This is a genomic window from Streptomyces sp. NPDC002870 (assembly GCF_042888505.1).
GTDB lineage: Bacteria > Actinomycetota > Actinomycetes > Streptomycetales > Streptomycetaceae > Streptomyces.
Genome location: NZ_JBIAPW010000022.1, coordinates 1 through 16,398 on the forward strand (window position 1 = coordinate 1; position 16,398 = coordinate 16,398).

The 16,398-nt window shown below is 68.6% G+C and carries 12 protein-coding genes; 11 read left to right on the forward strand and 1 reads right to left on the reverse strand.

What is annotated here, in order from left to right; translation table 11 throughout:
• Window positions 1-135 precede the first annotated feature (135 nt).
• Window positions 136-1,113 (reverse strand): hypothetical protein, encoded by a 978-nt coding sequence (locus tag ACFYWY_RS24500; protein WP_389190157.1) that lies wholly within the window; start codon window positions 1,111-1,113, stop codon window positions 136-138.
• A gap of 137 nt (window positions 1,114-1,250) precedes the next feature.
• Here ACFYWY_RS24500 and ACFYWY_RS24505 point away from each other — a divergent pair, with 137 nt between their 5' ends.
• From ACFYWY_RS24505 to ACFYWY_RS24555, 11 genes are all read left to right on the forward strand, one after another.
• A complete protein-coding gene (locus ACFYWY_RS24505; RefSeq protein ID WP_389190158.1) occupies window positions 1,251-3,872 on the forward strand; it encodes a valine--tRNA ligase in 2,622 nt (873 codons plus the stop codon).
• 136 nt (window positions 3,873-4,008) lie between these two features.
• On the forward strand, window positions 4,009-5,499 hold the full coding sequence (locus ACFYWY_RS24510) for a bifunctional folylpolyglutamate synthase/dihydrofolate synthase (protein WP_389190159.1): 1,491 nt from the start codon (window positions 4,009-4,011) through the stop codon (window positions 5,497-5,499).
• Window positions 5,500-5,505: 6 nt separating this feature from the next.
• Entirely contained in the window at window positions 5,506-5,859 is a 354-nt protein-coding gene (locus ACFYWY_RS24515) for a DUF4233 domain-containing protein (protein ID WP_389190160.1), read from the forward strand.
• Window positions 5,860-5,922: 63 nt separating this feature from the next.
• A complete protein-coding gene (gene ndk, locus ACFYWY_RS24520; protein ID WP_389190161.1) occupies window positions 5,923-6,336 on the forward strand; it encodes a nucleoside-diphosphate kinase in 414 nt (137 codons plus the stop codon).
• A 253-nt stretch (window positions 6,337-6,589) separates the two neighbouring features.
• Complete coding sequence (locus ACFYWY_RS24525; RefSeq protein WP_389190237.1) at window positions 6,590-7,609, forward strand: rod shape-determining protein; 1,020 nt, start codon at window positions 6,590-6,592, stop codon at window positions 7,607-7,609.
• A 136-nt stretch (window positions 7,610-7,745) separates the two neighbouring features.
• Window positions 7,746-8,738 carry a rod shape-determining protein MreC gene (gene mreC / locus ACFYWY_RS24530; RefSeq protein WP_389190162.1) on the forward strand — a complete coding sequence of 331 codons (993 nt, stop codon included), beginning with the start codon at window positions 7,746-7,748 and terminating at the stop codon, window positions 8,736-8,738.
• Between the two features lie 13 nt (window positions 8,739-8,751).
• Window positions 8,752-9,426: a rod shape-determining protein MreD gene (gene mreD / locus ACFYWY_RS24535; RefSeq protein ID WP_389190163.1), complete on the forward strand. Its 675-nt coding sequence runs from the start codon at window positions 8,752-8,754 to the stop codon at window positions 9,424-9,426.
• Window positions 9,427-9,442: 16 nt separating this feature from the next.
• The gene (gene mrdA / locus ACFYWY_RS24540) at window positions 9,443-11,611 is read left to right on the forward strand and encodes a penicillin-binding protein 2 (protein ID WP_389190164.1); all 2,169 of its coding nucleotides are present in this window, start codon (window positions 9,443-9,445) and stop codon (window positions 11,609-11,611) included.
• 3 nt (window positions 11,612-11,614) lie between these two features.
• Window positions 11,615-12,817 (forward strand): rod shape-determining protein RodA, encoded by a 1,203-nt coding sequence (rodA, locus tag ACFYWY_RS24545; protein WP_389190165.1) that lies wholly within the window; start codon window positions 11,615-11,617, stop codon window positions 12,815-12,817.
• Window positions 12,818-12,867: 50 nt separating this feature from the next.
• Window positions 12,868-14,394, forward strand: coding sequence for a CHAD domain-containing protein (locus ACFYWY_RS24550; protein WP_389190166.1), 1,527 nt, complete (start codon window positions 12,868-12,870; stop codon window positions 14,392-14,394).
• Between the two features lie 52 nt (window positions 14,395-14,446).
• Window positions 14,447-16,372 carry a TIGR03960 family B12-binding radical SAM protein gene (locus ACFYWY_RS24555; RefSeq protein WP_389190238.1) on the forward strand — a complete coding sequence of 642 codons (1,926 nt, stop codon included), beginning with the start codon at window positions 14,447-14,449 and terminating at the stop codon, window positions 16,370-16,372.
• The last annotated feature ends 26 nt before the right edge of the window (window positions 16,373-16,398 follow it).

Consider the following 16,398-nt stretch of genomic DNA (forward strand, 5'->3'; position numbering starts at 1 on the left):
GGCGGGGGGGGGGGGGGCCGGGGGGTCTTGATCACCGCCGGGGCCTCCACAGACCCCCCCCCCCCCCCCCACCCCCCCCCCGCCCCCCCCCCCCACCCCCCCGCCCCCCCCGCCTCTCGTTTGGCCTCCTGGACATCAGACCTTGGTACGCGAGGTCTTGTAGAGCTTGGCGGCAAGCTCGGCGACCTGGTCCTGCGTCAGGGGCTTGCCGCCCTTGCCCATCATCTGCGCCACGTCGATGACGTTGACGGAGGCGATGGTGCTGTAGTCGGCCCAGACGCAGATCGGGATCTCGAGCTCCTTCGGACCGGTGGCCGAAGAGGCGGAGTCACCCGTGTTCTTGAGCTTGGCTTTCTGGCACTTCATCAGGGCGCCCTCGAAGCCGGAGGGCGTGACCGAGGTGGGACTGCCGATGAGTTCGACGTCGACGTCCTTGTCCTCCTCGTCGCCCTTCTTGAGGCTTGTGAAGTAGCCGTCGATCGCCTTCTCCGGGTCGGAGACATCTCCCCACAGCCCGCCGAGGGTGAGAACCTTGCCGCCCTTGAGCGGATCGCTCGCGTCGCCGGCCTTGTAGGAGACGGCCACCTCGGTCGAGTTCTTGATCCCGAGCGCCTCAGCCTCCTTCTTGTCCTTGCCGGTCGAGGGCTTCGACTTCTCGGTGCCGTCCTTCTTGTACTCGTCGACCGACGCCGCCGGAGTGAGCTTGTACCCCTTGGTGTCGTCCGCGACGTCAGCGTTGCCGCCGCTCCCGCCCAGCAGGAAGTACGCGCCGCCGGCGATCACCGCGAGGGCCACGACCGCCGCACCGATGATCAGGCCCGTCTTCTTCTTGGGCGCGGGCGGCGGGGGCGGGACCTGGCCGCCCGGGTACTGGGGCTGCTGGCCGTACGGGCCCGGCTGCTGAGGCTGTCCCCACTGGTCCTGCTGCGGCGGGACGCCCTGCGGCGCCTGCTGCGGGTAGCCGTAACCGGGCTGCGGCTGCGGAGGCTGCTGCGGGTACCCATAGCCGGGCTGCGGGGCCTGCGGCGGCTGCTGGCCGTAGGGACCCGGCTGACCGTACGGTCCGGGCTGCTGGGGCTGGCCGCCGTACGGGCCCGGCTGGTTGTAGCTCATTACTGGGGTTCCCCTCCGGATACTTATGTGGTCCGAACATCCTGGCCCAAGCGTTCGGACCGTGGGGCGGCGGGGGGCACACCGTTACGAACATTCCCGTTTCAGTACGGCCCTGTGACACCTCTAAACTGTGCCTCGTGACCGAGAACGCTCAGCAGCAGCCAGCCAGCAACCCCGAACTGCCGACCCAGTACGCGCCGGCCGAGGTGGAGGGGAAGCTCTATGAGCGCTGGGTAGAGCGCGGTTACTTCACGGCGGACCCCAAGAGCGAGAAGCCGCCGTACACCATCGTCATCCCGCCGCCGAACGTCACGGGCTCTTTGCACCTGGGCCACGCCTTCGAGCACACGCTGATCGACGCCCTCACCCGCCGCAAGCGGATGCAGGGCTACGAGACGCTGTGGCAGCCCGGCATGGACCACGCCGGCATCGCCACCCAGAACGTCGTCGAGCGCGAGTTGGCGAAGGAAGGCAAGTCCCGCCACGACCTCGGCCGCGAGGCCTTCGTCGAGCGTGTCTGGCAGTGGAAGGCTGAGTCCGGAGGGCAGATCTCCGGCCAGATGCGGCGCCTCGGCGACGGAGTCGACTGGAGCCGCGAGCGTTTCACCATGGACGAGGGCCTCTCCCAGGCGGTCCAGACGATCTTCAAAAGGCTCTATGACGACGAGCTGATCTACCGCGCCGAACGCATCATCAACTGGTGCCCCCGCTGCCTGACGGCCATCTCGGACATCGAGGTGGAGTACCAGGACGACGACGGCGAGCTGGTCTCGATCCGCTACGGCGAGGGCGACACGTCGATCGTCGTCGCGACGACCCGCGCCGAGACGATGCTCGGTGACACCGCGGTCGCGGTCCACCCCGAGGACGAGCGCTACGCCCACCTCGTCGGCACGGAGATCGAACTGCCGCTCACCGGCCGCCGAATCCCTGTCGTCGCCGACGCGCACGTCGACCCCGAGTTCGGCTCGGGCGCCGTCAAGGTGACGCCCGCCCACGACCCGAACGACTTCGAGATCGGCCAGCGTCACAACCTGCCCTCGCTGGCAGTCCTCGACGAGCGCGGAGTCATCACGGCCCACGGCCCGTTCCAGGGCCTGGACCGTTTCGAGGCCCGTTCCGCCATCGTCGGCGCGCTGCGCGCCGATGGCCGGATCGTCGCCGAGAAGCGTCCGTACACGCACTCCGTCGGCCACTGCTCGCGCTGCAAGACGACGATCGAGCCGCGGCTGTCCCTGCAGTGGTGGGTCAAGGTCGGCCCGCTCGCCAAGGCCGCCGGTGACGCGGTCCGCGACGGCAAGGTCAAGATCCATCCGCAGGAGATGGAGAAGCGGTACTTCGACTGGGTCGACAACCTCCACGACTGGTGCATCTCGCGCCAGCTGTGGTGGGGCCACCGCATCCCGGTCTGGTACGGACCGAACGGCGAGATCGTCTGCGTCGGACCGGACGAGCAGCCGCCGGCGGGCGAGGGCTGGACCCAGGACACCGATGTCCTGGACACCTGGTTCTCTTCCGGCCTGTGGCCCTTCTCCACCCTCGGCTGGCCCGAACAGACCGAGGGTCTCGAGAAGTTCTATCCGAACTCCGTCCTGGTCACGGGGTACGACATCCTTTTCTTCTGGGTCGCCCGGATGATGATGTTCGGCCTGTACGCGATGGACGGCACCCCGCCGTTCCACACCATCGCCCTGCACGGCATGGTCCGCGACCAGTTCGGCAAGAAGATGTCGAAGTCCTTCGGCAACGCGGTCAACCCGCTGGACTGGATGGACACTTACGGTTCCGACGCGGTCCGCTTCACCCTGGCCAATGGTGCCAACCCGGGTGTGGACGTCCCGATCGGCGAGGACTGGGTCAAGGCGTCGCGCAACTTCGCCAACAAGATCTGGAACGCGACCCGCTTCGCGCTGATGAACGGCGCGACGGTGGAGGGCGAACTGCCGCCCGCCGAGCAGCAGTCGGCGGCCGACCGGTGGATCCTCTCCCGGCTCAACGCGGTCGTCGCCGAGGTCGACGCGTACTACGACGACTACCAGTTCGCGAAGCTCGCCGACGCCCTCTACCACTTCGCGTGGGACGAGGTCTTCGACTGGTACGTCGAGCTGTCCAAGACGACGTACTTCGCGGGCGGCGAGCAGGCGCGCGTCTCCGGTCGCGTCCTGGGCGAGGTCCTCGACGTCACGCTGCGACTCCTGCACCCCATCGTCCCGTTCGTCACCGAGACGCTGTGGACCACGCTCACCGGCAAGGAGTCGCTCGTCATCGCCGACTGGCCGAGTGACAGCGGCTTCCGCGACAAGGCCGCCGAGCGGGAGATCGAACTGGTCCAGCGCGTCGTCACCGAGGTCCGCCGGTTCCGGTCCGACCAGGGGCTGCAGCCCGGCCAGAAGGTCCCGGCCCGGCTCACCCTGGACGGCACCGCCCTGGCGCCGCACGAGGCGGCCATCCGCCAGCTGCTCCGTCTGCAGCCGGAGGGCGAGGGCTTCAGCGCCACGGCGACGCTCCCGGTCGCGGGTGCCACGGTCGCGCTCGACCTGTCGGGCACGATCGACGTCGGCGCGGAGCGCAAGCGGCTGGCGAAGGACCTGGCCGCGGCCGAGAAGGAGAAGGCGCAGGCGACGGGCAAGCTCGGCAACGAGGCGTTCCTCGCGAAGGCGCCGGACAACGTGGTCGACAAGATCCGCATCCGCCTCGCCAAGGCGGAGGAGGACATCGCGCGGATCACCGAGCAGTTGGACCGGCTGCCGGAGGCGTAGTCCGTGCACGAGCCAACGAGAGGCCCCGGGGTTCCCGGGGCCTCTCGCGGCGTAAACCCCCGTTCAAGCCCCGTGCCGAACGTCCCGAAGAGGGCGGGGTGAACGTCATGTCACTCCTCCTCCGTAGACTGGCCCTGTGAGTGAGCAGCCCGACCCTTTCGACGAGATCGTCGACGCCGAGACTGACCGTGATCCCGACCTGGCGGTGATCGAGGCCGGCAGCCGTACCCTGCGCGCGCAGGCCGGGTCGCCCCAGGGTGACCCCGTGCCCGCCCGGCCCGCAGACCCGGAGGTGGACAAGGCGCTGCGCGCGGTGGAGCAGGAGCTTGCCGGGCGCTGGGGCGAGACCAAGCTGGAGCCTTCGGTCGCCCGTATCGCGGCGCTGATGGACGTGCTGGGCGAGCCCCAGCGCGCGTACCCCTCGATCCACATCACCGGGACGAACGGCAAGACGTCCACGGCCCGCATGATCGAGGTCCTGCTCGCCGCTTTCGACCTGCGCACCGGGCGGTACACCTCGCCGCACGTGCAGTCGGTCACCGAGCGGATCAGCTTGGACGGCTCCCCGATCGAAGCTGAGCGCTTCATCGAGACGTACGAAGACATCAAGCCGTATATCGAAATGGTCGACGCGGCCCAGGAGTTCCGGCTCTCCTTCTTCGAGGTGCTCACCGGGATGGCCTTCGCCGCCTTCGCCGACGCGCCTGTGGATGTGGCGGTCGTCGAGGTCGGCATGGGCGGCAGCTGGGATGCGACGAACGTCATCGACGCGTCGGTCGCGGTCGTCATGCCCATCGACCTGGACCACACCGACAGGCTCGGCTCCACCGCCGCCGAGATCGCCGTCGAGAAGGCCGGCGTCATCAAGCAGGACGCGACGGTCATCATGGCGCAGCAGCCGGTGGACGCCGCGCAGGTGATGCTGAAGAAGGCCGTGGAGGTCGACGCCACGGTCGCCCGCGAGGGCATGGAGTTCGGCGTCGTCTCCCGCGAGGTCGCGGTGGGCGGCCAGCTGGTGACGCTGCGCGGACTGGGCGGGGAGTACGAAGAGATCTTCCTCCCGCTGTACGGGGCGCACCAGGCGCACAACGCCGCGGTGGCGCTCGCCACCGTCGAGGCGTTCTTCGGCATCGGCGCCGAGCAGACCCGCACTCTGGACATGGACACGATCCGCAAGGCGTTCGCCTCTGTGGCCTCGCCCGGCCGTCTGGAGGTCGTGCGCCGCAGCCCGACGGTCGTCCTGGACGCCGCGCACAATCCGGCCGGCGCCCGGGCGAGCGCCGCGGGGATCACCGAGTCCTTCGGCTTCTCCCGCCTCATCGGCGTGGTCGGCGCGTCCGGCGACAAGGACGTCCGGGGCTTCCTGGAGGCGTTCGAGCCGATCTTCGCGGAGGTCGTCGTCACTCAGAATTCGAGCCATCGCGCGATGGACGTGGACGAGCTGGCGGCGGTCGCGGTCGAGGTCTTCGGCGATGAGCGAGTGGTCGTGGAGCCGCGTCTCGACGACGCGCTGGAGACGGCGATCACGCTCGCCGAGGAGGAGTCCGAGTTCGCGGGCGCGGGCGTCCTGGTGACCGGCTCGGTGATTACGGTCGGCGAGGCCCGACTCCTCCTGGGAAGGGGCTGACATCTGATGCGTACGCTCTGTGCATCCACCTTGATCGGCGAATTCTTTGTGATCGGCTTCGCCGGTCTTGTCGCCATGAAGTCCGACGGCCATTCGACGGCGACGGTCTGGACGGTCTGCGGCATCGGCATGCTGCTCTCGGTCCTGCTCTGCGGGATGCTCGGCCGCCCCGGCGGTGTGCAGCTCGGCTGGGCGCTGCAGATCGGGCTGGTCGTGAGCGGTTTCGTGGTGCCGACCATGTTCTTCCTCGGGGTGGTCTTCGCGGGCCTGTGGTGGGCCTCTGTGCACTACGGCCGCAAGATCGACGAGGCGAAGGCCCGCTGGGCGGCGCAGGCCTCGTCAGAGCCTGACGCTGCGTAATCGGCGGTCTTTCCTGCCCTGTAGCCTCTGAACTCCCGAATCCGCACTGAAGGAGCCCGCACCGTGAGCCAGCGCACGCTCGTCCTGCTCAAGCCCGACGCCGTACGCCGCGGCCTGATCGGCGAGATCATCGGCCGGATCGAGGCCAAGGCCGGCTGGACCATCAGCGCGCTGGAGCTGCGCACCCTCGACCAGGAGACCCTGGAGCAGCACTACGGCGAGCACAAGGGCAAGCCCTTCTACGAGCCGCTGGTCGAGTTCATGGCGTCGGGTCCCGTCGTCGTGCTGGTCGTCGACGGCGAGCGGGTCATCGAGGGCGTTCGCGCGCTGGCCGGCCCCACCGACCCGATCGCCGCCGCTCCCGGCTCCATCCGCGGCGACTTCGGCACCATCGTTCGGGAGAACCTCATCCACGCCTCGGACTCCGAAGAGTCCGCCATTCGGGAACTCAAGATTTTCTTTCCCGGGCTTTCCTGATTGGCCGTCAGCCATACAGCGCTCATGACCTGGGGCGACCGAAGGAATTTCGGTCGCCCTTCGGCATATGACGCCGCTTTGCGGGAACGCATCGCTGCGACACCTCGTCACCTATACAGAGGCGGGCCACCGCGCCGTGTCCGTGCAGGCGGCACTACGATGAAGCCTCCACGCCACAGCACCCACCTCGCCATCCTGAAAAGCCATCAATGCTCGATTTGGGAAGGCCAGACGCATCCTCATGGGGAACAACATGTCGTTCATCGGCCGTGACATGGCTGTCGACCTCGGGACCGCCAACACGCTGGTGTACGTCAGGGGTCGGGGGATCGTCCTCAACGAGCCGTCCGTCGTCGCCATCAACACCAACACGGGCGGCATTCTCGCGGTCGGCGCCGAGGCGAAGAAGATGATCGGCCGGACACCTGGCAACATCGTTGCCGTCCGGCCGCTGAAGGACGGCGTCATCGCCGACTTCGAGATCACCGAGCGGATGCTCCGCTACTTCATCCTGAAGATCCACAAGCGCCGCTACCTCGCCCGTCCGCGTGTCGTCGTCTGTGTGCCCTCCGGCATCACGGGCGTTGAGCGCCGCGCGGTCATCGAGGCTTCGACGCAGGCGGGCGCCCGACAGGTGCACATCATCGAGGAGCCCATGGCCGCGGCCATCGGCTCCGGACTCCCGGTTCATGAAGCCACCGGCAATATGGTCGTAGACATCGGTGGTGGCACCACCGAAGTCGCCGTCATCTCACTCGGCGGAATCGTCACGGCACAGTCCATCCGCGTCGCCGGCGACGAGCTGGACAACGCGATCATCCAGCACATCAAGAAGGAGTACTCCCTCCTGCTCGGTGAGCGGACCGCCGAGAACATCAAGATCACCATCGGCTCCGCGTACGACTTGGACAAGGACGAGCACACCGAGATCCGCGGCCGTGACCTCGTCTCAGGACTGCCGAAGACCGTGGTCGTCTCCGCCGCGGAAGTCCGCAAGGCGATCGAGGAACCGGTCAACGCGATCGTCGACGCCGTCAAGACCACTCTCGACAAGTGCCCGCCGGAGCTGTCCGGCGACGTGATGGACCGCGGCATCGTCCTCACCGGCGGCGGCGCCCTGCTGCGCGGTCTCGACGAGCGATTGCGCCGTGAGACCGGCATGCCGATCCATATCGCCGAGGATCCGCTGGACTCCGTGGCCCTCGGAGCGGGCAAGTGCGTCGAGGAGTTCGAGGCGCTCCAGCAGGTCCTGGACGCCCAGCCCCGCCGATAGCGGACGGGCATGCGATTCCTCCCCCTGCGCCCCGGCGGGCGTGGGGGGACCCCCGTACGGGTGCCTGCCAACCCGTGTGGCGGATCGTTGATATACAGACATCACCATTCCTACGAGGAAGGCACGGCCGTCGCACGTGAGGGACACACGAGAGAGCCGGCTGCTCCTGGTGCTGCTGATCGCCATCGCGTTCGCTTTGATCACGGTGGACATCCGCGGAGGCGAGGAGTCACCGGTTGACGGCGCCCGGCAGGCCGCCGCCACGGTCTTCGGACCCGTCGAGAACGGCGTCGCGACAGCGGTCGACCCGATAGGCAATGCCATCGGAGCCGTCCGCGACTCGGGCCGGCGTCACGACCGAATCGGCGAACTGGAGCGCGAGAACGCCACGCTGAAGGCGAAGCTCGGCAGCGACGACCGCAACCGCAACCGGGTGCGCGAGCTGGACAACATGCTCAAGAAGGCCGGCGCGGGACAGTACGGCATCAAGGGCGCCGAGGTCATCGCCATTGGAGCGGCTCAGGGCTTCTCCTGGACGGTGACCATCGACGTCGGCTCCAACGACGGCATCGCACGCGACATGACCGTCCTCAACGGCGACGGACTCGTCGGCCGGGTCACCACGGTCGGCCCGAACACCGCGACCGTACTGCTCGCCAGCGACCCGGACTTCACGGTCGGCACCCGGATGGAGAAGACCGACGAACTGGGCTTCGCCACCGGCCAGGGCGACCGTCCGCTCTCGGTGCAGCTGCTCAACGGCAAGGCCAAGGTCAAGAAGGGCGACCGGCTGGTCACCTTCGGCTCGCAGGCCGACAAGCCGTTCGTGCCCGGCGTGCCGGTCGGTGAGGTCATCCGCGTCGATCCCTCCGGCGGCGACCTCACCCGGACCATCTACGTCCGTCCGTACGCCGGCTTCACCAAGCTCGACATCGTCGGTGTCGTCGTCATGGCGCCCAGGTCCGATCCGCGCGACACGGTTCTGCCGCCGAAGCCCGCGGCTCCCAAGCCCACGCCCACGGTGACGGTGACGGTGACCCCGTCCGCGGACGGCGAGGGCAGCGAGCAGATCCAGGGCGAACGCCAGGATCCGGCCGACGCGAACGCCAACGGCCAGAACGACGAGTAGGAGCTGATCCGTCATGCGCTTCAACCGGATGCTGCTCTCCACGACACTCGTCGTGGTCGCCCTCGTCATCCAGGTCTCCATCCTCGCCCGCCTCCAGCTCCCCGGCGCCGTTCCCGACCTGCTGCTGCTCGTCGTCCTCGGACTCGCCCTCGTCTACGGGCACATGGCCGGCGCCTTCATCGGCTTCGGCGCGGGCCTGCTCGCCGACCTCGCCCCGCCCGCCGACCACGCCGCCGGGCGCTACGCACTCGTACTCTGCGTGATCGGCTACCTCGCGGGCCTGGCGCGCCCCGACAACGGCCAGCTCAAGTCGGCCACCGGCCCGATGGTCGTGGTCGTCGCGGCCGCCATCGGCTCGACGCTGCTGTACGCGGGCGTGGGCGCGCTCGTCGGCGACACCGCAGCCCGCCATGTGGGCCTGGGCAGCCTGCTGTTCACGGCCGCCGTGTACGACCTGCTCCTCGCGCCCTTCACGGTGCCGCTGATCATGGCGCTCGCCAGACGCGCCGAGAGCAATCCGCTCTCCGAGAGCCAGAGCGGCGGCGCGGGCGGAGGCGACGTCGCCTCCCGCTGGCTCTCCTCCGGCACCGGCCTGCGCATCGGCAAGCAGCGCAGCGGAATGCGGGTCAAGGCGGCCAGGTCGCGGGCGGCACGGGCCGTGCGCATAAAGGGAGTCAAGCGACTGTGATCGAGGGGGCAGCAGCGTGAGCAACATTCCGGAGACCGGGCGTACGCCCCGTGTCCAGATCCGGCTCGTCGTCATCCAGGTACTCGTCTTCTCCCTCCTGCTCACTCTCGGCGGACGCCTCTGGTACCTCCAGATCCGCAACGGCCAGGAGTACACCGACGAGGCGAAGAACAACCACGTCCAGCAGGTCGTCCAGCCCGCCGTCCGCGGCTCGATCCTCGACGCCCGTGGCGTCCCGCTCGCCGACAACGAGACCCGTCTCGTCGTCTCCGCTTCCCGCACCGAGCTGATGAAGATGAAGGACGACGGCAAAGGCGTCCTCGCCCGCCTCGCGGGCGTCCTCGGCATGAAGCCGAAGGACGTCATGGACAAGGTCAGGCTCTGCGACTCCAAGACCCCCCAGCCCTGCTGGAACGGTTCGCCCTACCAGCCGATCCCGGTCACCGACGAGGCCACCACCCAGCAGGCCCTGCAGATCCGCGAGCGCGCCGAGGACTTCCCCGGCATCACCGCCGAGCCCACCGCCGTACGCCGCTACACCGCGCCCGGCAAGGCCAACACCGCGCAGGTCCTCGGCTATCTCTCGCCCGTCACCGACGAGGAGATCACGAAGGCCAAGGACACCGACTCGCCGTTCCTCCGCTCCGACCAGGTGGGCCGCTCGGGCATCGAGCGCACCTACGACAAGGAGCTGCGCGGCAAGGCCGGAGTCACCCGCTACGAGGTCGACAACCTCGGCCGCGTCATCGGCCAGGCCGCCAAGGACGAGGCCCAGCCCGGCGCCAACCTCGTCACCTCCATCGACGCACGCGTGCAGGCGGTCGCGGAGTACGAGCTCAGCGAGGCGATGAAGACCGCCCGCCAGGAGACGGACAGGAACACCGGCGTGAAGTACAAGGCGGACGCCGGCGCCGTCGTGGTGATGGAGAACAAGACCGGCCGGATCGTCTCGATGGCCTCGCAGCCGACGTACGACCCCAACTCCTGGGTCGGCGGCATCTCCGGCAAGGACTACGCCAAGCTCACCGGCAAGGACTCCAACTACCCGCTGCTGAACCGCGCGATCCAGGGCCAGGCCGCGCCTGGCTCGATCTTCAAGGTCATCTCCTCGACCGCGGCGGTCAACGCCGGCTACCCGTTCGACGGCAACTACCCCTGCCCGAGCTCGTACTCCGTGGGCGGTCAGGTCTTCAAGAACTTCGAGTCCAAGGGCTACGGCAGCATCGACCTCGGCAGGGCCCTGGAGGTCTCCTGCGACACCGTCTTCTACGGCCTCGCCCACCGGGAGTGGCAGAAGGACGGCGGCATCAAGCCCAAGAAGCGCACGAACGACTGGTTCTACAAGACCGCCCACCAGTTCGGCCTCGGCAAGGAGACCGGCATCGACCTCCCCAACGAGGTCAAGGGCCGCGTCCCCGACCGCCAGTGGAAGCAGAGCTTCTGGGAGGCCAACAAGGACGGCTGGTGCAAGCAGGGCAAGAAGGACGGCGGCTACGTCGAGAAGATCGCGTACGAGAACTGCCTCGAAGGCAACCGGATGCGTGCCGGTGACTCCGTCAACTACTCCATCGGCCAGGGCGACACCCTCGTCACCCCGATCCAGATGGCGACGATCTACGCGGCCATCGCCAACGGCGGAACCCTGTACAACCCCACCATCGGCAAGGCCGTGATCAGCGCGGACGGCAAGAGCGTCCGGGAGATCAAGCCGAAGTCCCACGGCAAGCTGCCCATGGACGCCGACACCCGGTCGCAGATAGACGAAGCCCTCGCGGGAGTCACGACCCGCGGATCGGCCGCCTGGCGCTTCGGCGGCTGGCCGCAGGACAAGATCCCGATGCACGCCAAGACGGGCACCGCGGAGGTCTACGGCAAGCAGACGACCTCCTGGTTCGTCTCGTACACCGAGGACTACACGATCATCATGACGATCGCCCAGGGTGGTACCGGATCCGGTGCCTCGGGGCCGGCCGTGCGCAGGATCTACGAGGCGATGTACGGACTTGACGAGGAGGGCGGCCAGGACCTCAAGAGGGCCATGCTGCCCAGGCCGCAGACCCAGCTGCCGAAGATCGAGCCCGACGGCTCCATCGAAGCCCCCAAGATCGAGCCGTACGAGCCCGAGGAAGAGGAGCCTCCGGCAGAGGACCAGCAGCTCGCGGGCGCGCCCGCGCGGAGGGACTGAGCCATGTCCGGCACGAATGGCTTCTCCGTCTCCGGATACGGGCCCCAGCGCGGCGGTCTGTGGTCGCAGCTGTCCGCCCGCGACTCCGTGGTGCGCAAGCTCGACTGGCCGCTGCTGCTGTCCGGGATCGCGCTGTCCTTGGTGGGCACGCTGCTGGTCTGGTCGGCGACCCGCAACCGCACCGAGCTCAACCAGGGCGACCCGTACTACTTCTTCTTCCGCCACGCACTCAACACCGGTATCGGCCTCGTGCTGATGATCGGCACGATCTGGCTCGGGCATCGCACCCTGCGCGGCGCGGTCCCGGTGCTGTACGGGCTCTCCGTGGTGCTCGTACTGCTGGTGCTCACACCGCTCGGCGCGACCATCAACGGCGCGCACGCGTGGATCGTGATCGGCGGCGGCTTCTCCCTCCAGCCCTCGGAGTTCGTGAAGATCACGATCATTCTGGCGATGGCGATGCTGCTGGCCGCGCGCGTGGACGCGGGCGACCAGCTGCACCCCGACCACCGGACGGTCGCCAAGTCCCTGGGCTTCGCGGTTCTGCCGATGGTGATCGTCATGCTGATGCCGGACCTCGGCTCTGTGATGGTGATGGCGGTGATCGTGCTCGGGGTGTTGCTCGCCTCCGGCGCCTCCAACCGCTGGATCATCGGGCTGATCGGCGCCGGCGTCATCGGCGGCGTGATGGTCACCGCGCTCGGGCTACTGGACGAGTACCAGATCAACCGCTTCGCGGCGTTCGCCAACCCGGAGCTCGACCCGGCCGGCGTCGGCTACAACACAAACCAGGCGCGGATCGCGATCGGATCGGGCGGACTGACCGGCACAGGCCTGTTCAAGGGCTCCCAGACCACCGGCCAGTTCGTCCCCGAACAGCAGACTGACTTCGTCTTCACGGTCGCGGGCGAGGAACTGGGCTTCCTGGGGGCGGGACTGATCCTGCTGCTGCTCGGCGTCGTGCTGTGGCGCGCCTGCCGCATCGCACGCGAGACGACCGAGCTGTACGGCACGATCGTGGCCGCCGGGATCATCGCCTGGTTCGCCTTCCAGTCCTTCGAGAACATCGGGATGACGCTCGGGATCATGCCGGTGGCGGGCCTGCCGCTGCCGTTCGTGTCGTACGGAGGCAGCTCGATGTTCGCGGTCTGGATCGCGATCGGGCTGCTCCAGTCGATCCGGGTGCAGCGGCCGATAACTGCCTAGGTGAACAGATGGGGATGCCACGGAGGCCCTCAGGCAACTAGATTCGGTTCATGGCGGATACGAAGCGTGAGATCGAGCGGAAGTACGAAGCCACTGCCGACACCCGGCTGCCGGACCTGACCGGGGTCGCAGGGGTGTCGGCCATCCATGACAAGGGCGTCGCAGAGCTCGACGCCGTCTACTACGACACCACCGACCTGCGCCTTGCCGCCGCCTCCATCACCCTGCGCCGCAGGACGGGCGGCACGGACGCGGGCTGGCACCTCAAGCTCCCGGTCGCCGCGGACGTACGGGACGAGATCAGCGCACCCCTGTCCGACACGGTCCCGCAGAGCCTTCAGGGGCTGGTCCGCGCCCGCACCCTGGACGCCGATCTGAGGCCCGTGGTGCGCCTGCTGTCCTCCAGGGAGGTATGCCACCTGGTCGACGCGGACGGCGCGCTGCTGGTCGAGCTGAGCAGGGACGCGGTCCGCGCGGAACGCCTCCTCGACGGCGCCCGCACGGCGCGGTGGGACGAGATCGAGGTCGAGCTCGCAGACGACGCGGATCCATCCATCCTCGACGCGGTCGAGAAGAAGCTCCGCAAGGCGGGCGTGCGCCCGGCGAAGGCGCCGTCGAAGCTGGCCAGGGCGCTGGCGGAGACCACCCCCAAGGCGGACAGGCAGGCCGCACCACCGACCCCGGAACCCCCTCAGTCCGCCGGCCGGCACATCCTCGACTACCTGCGGGAACAGTTCGACGCGCTGCTCGCGTACGACCCCGGAGTGCGCCGCGACCTGCCCGACTCGGTCCACCAGATGCGGGTCGCCACCCGCCGGATGCGCAGCGCGTTCAAGACGTACCGGAAGATCATCGACCGGACCGTCACCGATCCCATCGGCGACGAGCTCAAGTGGCTCGCGGGCGAGCTGGGCGTAGCCCGTGACCAGGAGGTGCTCACCGAGCGGCTGCAGTCGCGGATCGACGCAGTGCCCGGAACGCTGCTGCTCGGCCCGGTCCGCAGTCGGCTGCGCATCTGGAGCACCGCCCAGGGCGCCGACGCCCGGCGCAAGGCCGTCGCCGTGCTCGACACCAAGCGCTACCTCTCGCTCCTGGAGTCGCTGGACGCGCTGCTCAGCGACCCGCCGCTGCTCAAGGCTGCGGGCGGCGCGGCCGACAGGCTGCTCCCCAAGGCGGTCCTGAAGGACTACGACCGCCTGGCCGCCCGGGTCGACCATGCCCTGGAGCTGCCCCCCGGTGAGGAGCGGGACCTCGCCATGCACGACGCACGCAAGGCCGCCAAGCGCGCCCGGTACGCGGGCGAGGCGGCGACGCCCGCGCTCGGCAAGGCCGCCAAGAAGTTCGCCAAGCGGATGAAGGCAGTGCAGTCGGTGCTCGGCGAACACCAGGACAGCGTGGTGGCCCGCGAAGCCCTGCGGAATCTCGCGATCCAGGCGCATGCGGCGGGGGAGACCGCCTTCAGCTGGGGACTGCTGTACGGCCGGGAGGAGGCACAGGCCGCGCAGCGGGAGGCAGAGCTGCCGGGGGTGTGGAAGGAGGCGTCCGCCCCGAAACTTCGGGCGGATCTGACCGGCTGAGCGTCAAGGTACGCTTTATGGTCACCCTTGCCCGCTCACGAGAGACGCCATGATGCCTGTCGAGTCGGTCTTCCCACGCCTGGAAGCGCTTCTCCCGCACGTCCAGAAGCCGATCCAGTACGTCGGGGGAGAGCTCAACTCCACCGTCAAGGACTGGGACGCCTGCGACGTTCGCTGGGCGCTCATGTACCCCGACGCGTACGAGGTCGGACTGCCCAACCAGGGCGTCATGATCCTCTACGAGGTACTGAACGAGCGCGAGGGGGTGCTCGCCGAGCGTACGTACAGCGTCTGGCCGGACCTCGAAGAGCTGATGCGGGAGCACAAGGTCCCGCAGTTCACCGTGGACGCACACCGTCCGGTGAAGGCCTTCGACGTCTTCGGCCTCAGCTTCTCCACGGAGCTCGGCTACACGAACATGCTGACCGCCCTCGACCTCGCGGGCATCCCGCTGGAGTCGAAGGACCGAGGCCTGGACGACCCGATCGTGCTCGCCGGCGGCCACGCGGCCTTCAACCCCGAGCCGATCGCGGACTTCATCGACTGCGCGGTCATCGGCGACGGCGAGCAGGCCGTCCTCGACATGACGGAGATCATCCGCGCCTGGAAGGCCGAAGGCCGCCCGGGCGGCCGCGAAGAGGTGCTCTTCCGCCTCGCGAAGACCGGCAATATCTACGTCCCCGGCTTCTACGACGTCGAGTACCTGCCCGACGGCCGCATCGGCCGCGTCGTCCCGAACAAGTCCGGCGTGCCGTGGCGCGTGTCCAAGCACACCGTCATGGACCTCGACGAGTGGCCGTACCCGAAGCAGCCGCTGGTCCCCCTCGCCGAGACCGTCCATGAGCGGATGTCCGTCGAGATCTTCCGCGGCTGCACCCGCGGCTGCCGTTTCTGCCAGGCCGGCATGATCACGCGCCCCGTGCGGGAGCGAAGCATCACCGGCATCGGCGACATGGTCGAGAAGGGCCTGAAGGCGACCGGCTTCGAGGAGGTCGGCCTGCTGTCGCTGTCCTCCGCGGACCACAGCGAGATCGGCGACATCGCGAAGGGCCTGGCCGACCGGTACGAGGAAGACAAGATCGGTCTGTCCCTGCCGTCGACCCGCGTGGACGCGTTCAACGTCGACCTGGCCAACGAGCTGACCCGCAACGGCCGCCGCTCAGGTCTGACGTTCGCCCCCGAGGGCGGCTCGGAGCGCCTGCGCAAGGTCATCAACAAGATGGTCTCGGAAGAGGACCTGATCCGTACCGTCTCGACCGCGTACGGCAACGGCTGGCGGCAGGTGAAGCTGTACTTCATGTGTGGTCTGCCCACCGAGACCGACGAGGACGTTCTCCAGATCGGCGACATGGCGGTCAAGGTCATCGCGGAGGGCCGGAAGGTCTCGGGGCAGAACGACATCCGCTGCACGGTGTCGATCGGCGGCTTCGTGCCCAAGCCGCACACCCCGTTCCAGTGGGCCCCGCAGCTGAGCGCAGAGGAGACGGACGCGCGGCTGGAGAAGCTGCGCGACAAGATCCGCGGCGACAAGAAGTACGGCCGCTCGATCGGCTTCCGCTACCACGACGGCAAGCCCGGCATCGTCGAGGGCCTGCTCTCCCGCGGCGACCGCCGCATCGGCTCGGTCATCCGCGCGGTCTACGAGGACGGCGGCCGCTTCGACGGCTGGCGCGAGCACTTCTCGTACGACAGGTGGATGGCCTGCGCCGAGAAGACGCTGCCCTCCTTCGGCGTGGACGTCGACTGGTACACGACGCGCGAGCGCACGTACGAGGAGGTCCTGCCGTGGGACCACCTGGACTCCGGTCTCGACAAGGACTGGCTCTGGGAGGACTGGCAGGACGCGCTCGACGAGACCGAGGTCGAGGACTGCCGCTGGACGCCGTGCTTCGACTGCGGCGTCTGCCCGCAGATGGACACCAGTATCCAGATCGGCCCGACGGGCAAGAAGCTGCTGCCGCTGACTGTCGTCAAGTGACCTATGGCGCCGGGGCGTTCGCGCGC

What these genes read in the sequence shown, in the direction of transcription:
- ACFYWY_RS24500 (WP_389190157.1), bottom strand. Translation starts at nt 1,113, where the DNA reads ATGAGCTACAACCAGCCGGGCCCGTACGGCGGCCAGCCCCAGCAGCCC.
- ACFYWY_RS24515 (WP_389190160.1), top strand. Translation starts at nt 5,506, where the DNA reads ATGCGTACGCTCTGTGCATCCACCTTGATCGGCGAATTCTTTGTGATC.
- ACFYWY_RS24525 (WP_389190237.1), top strand. Translation starts at nt 6,590, where the DNA reads ATGTCGTTCATCGGCCGTGACATGGCTGTCGACCTCGGGACCGCCAAC.
- mreD (WP_389190163.1), top strand. Translation starts at nt 8,752, where the DNA reads ATGCGCTTCAACCGGATGCTGCTCTCCACGACACTCGTCGTGGTCGCC.
- rodA (WP_389190165.1), top strand. Translation starts at nt 11,615, where the DNA reads ATGTCCGGCACGAATGGCTTCTCCGTCTCCGGATACGGGCCCCAGCGC.
- ACFYWY_RS24550 (WP_389190166.1), top strand. Translation starts at nt 12,868, where the DNA reads ATGGCGGATACGAAGCGTGAGATCGAGCGGAAGTACGAAGCCACTGCC.
- ACFYWY_RS24555 (WP_389190238.1), top strand. Translation starts at nt 14,447, where the DNA reads ATGCCTGTCGAGTCGGTCTTCCCACGCCTGGAAGCGCTTCTCCCGCAC.